1 protein-coding gene is annotated in these 2,541 nt (G+C 37.9%); it reads right to left on the minus strand.

The window, feature by feature from the left end:
- Positions 1–120: 120 nt before the first annotated feature.
- Positions 121–2,541 (minus strand): gliding motility-associated C-terminal domain-containing protein (locus FLB_RS07280; RefSeq protein WP_157490575.1); only part of this gene is annotated, 2,421 nt, incomplete at its 5' end.

Consider the following 2,541-nt stretch of genomic DNA (forward strand, 5'->3'; position numbering starts at 1 on the left):
CGCATCTTGTTGACCATAACTCACCACAGTTAGTAACATTATAATGAAAGTGATACTTTTTGTTTTCATTCTTTATTTTTTTTAGCCTGAGTTTTGGGACTCAGGCTATTTTTTTTTAGTTTATTTTGATAAGTATAGGTAACCTGCTTTTTGGTTAACCACTCCGCTGATCGGTTTTTTGTATTTGATTACATAGTAGTAGGTTCCATCAGGTAAGGCATCGGTTTTGTTTACCGTTACTCTTCCTTCGGATAGTCCAACAAAAACTTTTGAGGTATTATCATAACCATTTACTTCAAAAACCAATACACCCCAACGGTTGTAAATCTCAACGCTGTTATCTGGATAGTTTTCTATTCGTTCGATAAAAAATACTTCGTTTGTCCCGTCGTTATTCGGAGAAAAAGCATTGTGTACCAAAATATCACAAGAAGCAGCACTATCATCAAAATCACAAGGGTCTTTCACCACAATAGTGACACTTGCCGTAGCGCAATTGTTTACATTGACAACATCACAAATTGTATAGTTTAATACGTAGGTTCCAATTGGGACGCCCGCCGGAATTACTATTTTACCTTGGGCATCTACTGTTATGCCTGCTAACCCATTGGTATCTATAATGCTAATTCTTACCTGTGGTAGAGTAACTACCCCATTATTTATCTTGTCATTAGCCAAAACATCCAAAATAACTCCTTTGGAAGCATCTATAGGTTTAGAAGTATAATCATCATTAATGGCAAGTATAACTGGAGCAGCAACTGTGATGGTAACTGTGGCTTGATCGCATACTTTTGGAGTGTTAATAGTACATATTTCATACACAAGTGTATATATACCTGCAGGCGTACCTGGTTTTACATCAACCGAGCCATCAGGGTTTAAAATTAATTTACCTGTAGCTTCTGGAGTGATAACGCTTATGCTTACATTATTTATTGTAGCATTAGCAGCATCAACAAAATCATTAGTTAAAATATTTAAAACATTTTTTACTCCGCTAAATCCATCAATACCGCTAACAGCATCATTAGCAGCAACAATAAGTGTTTGTGGTGCAGGATCTGCTACTACAATTGTTTGAATAAAATCTAAACTGATGTTGCCACATTCATCTTTGAAATTCCATTTTCGTACTCTTGAATAACCACAAGTAGTACCACCATTTGTACTATCACTTACTAAAGTAATTATTGGATTTGCTGAGCAATTATCCGTTGCGGAAGGCACTAAAGCCAATGCATTTGATAATCCTTGAGAATCTGAACATTTTAGAGTTCTATCTAAACTTCCTGCCATTTCGTTCACAACTGGCTTAGTGGCATCCTGAACTGTAATTGCTTGTGTGTATTTACTAACATTTCCACATTGATCGGTGGCTATCCATGTTCTTGCTAAACTATAATTATTAACACAACTACCAGCTGTTTTTACCTCTGTATAACTAACTGTAGCTGTTCCGCAATTGTCTGTAGCCGTTAACACTGGTGCTGTTGGAACCGCGCTACATTCTACCGTTACATCTACTGGCAATGTTTCTACGAATGTTGGTTTCGTTGTATCTTGAACCGTTATGGTTTGCGTATGACTTATTTTTAATCCACAAGCATCAGTAGCGGTCCAAGTTCTTGCTAAACTATAATTATTAACACAACTACCAGCTGTTTTTACCTCTGTATAACTAACTGTAGCTGTTCCGCAATTGTCTGTAGCAGTTAACACTGGTGCTGTTGGAACCGCGCTACATTCTACCGTTACATCTACTGGCAATGTTTCTACGAATGTTGGTTTCGTTGAATCTTGAACCGTTATGGTTTGCGTATGACTTGTTTTTAATCCACAAGCATCAGTAGCGGTCCATGTTCTTGCTAAACTATAATTATTAACACAACTACCAGCTGTTTTTACCTCTGTATAACTAACTGTAGCTGTTCCGCAATTGTCTGTAGCCGTTAACACTGGTGCTGTTGGAACCGCGCTACATTCTACCGTTACATCTACTGGCAATGTTTCTACGAATGTTGGTTTCGTTGTATCTTGAACTGTTATGGTTTGGACTAAATTCGTTACATTTCCAGCACAATCCGTTAAAGAATAAGTTCTTGAAACTATATAAGGATTACCTTGGCATCCTGTCCCCCCATTATTGGTATCTGCTACAGTTACGATCACTGAACCTAAACAATTATCTGCCTCATCCGTAATTTCATTAATATTTGCAGTAGGAATATCTGCAATGCATTGCAATGTTAAATCAGCTGGAGCAGTTCCTGTTGGAGAAATGGTATCATCAATTATGTACGTATACACCCAATCGTGCGTATTGCCTTCACAGTCTGTGAAAGTATAGGTATAGCTTACATCTCCTTCACATGTTGGCGTTGTAGAAACTACTGGAGCACTCGGCGTTAAGGTATTGCCACAATTATCCGTTACTGTTGGAACCGTTGGAGTTACAATGTCTGCTTGACAAGCTACTGTTGAAGCTCCATTAGCTGGCATAGTGAAATCGGCTCTTTCGATAGTGTACGTATACAC

The organism is Flavobacterium succinicans (genome assembly GCF_001662485.1).
GTDB lineage: Bacteria > Bacteroidota > Bacteroidia > Flavobacteriales > Flavobacteriaceae > Flavobacterium > Flavobacterium succinicans_A.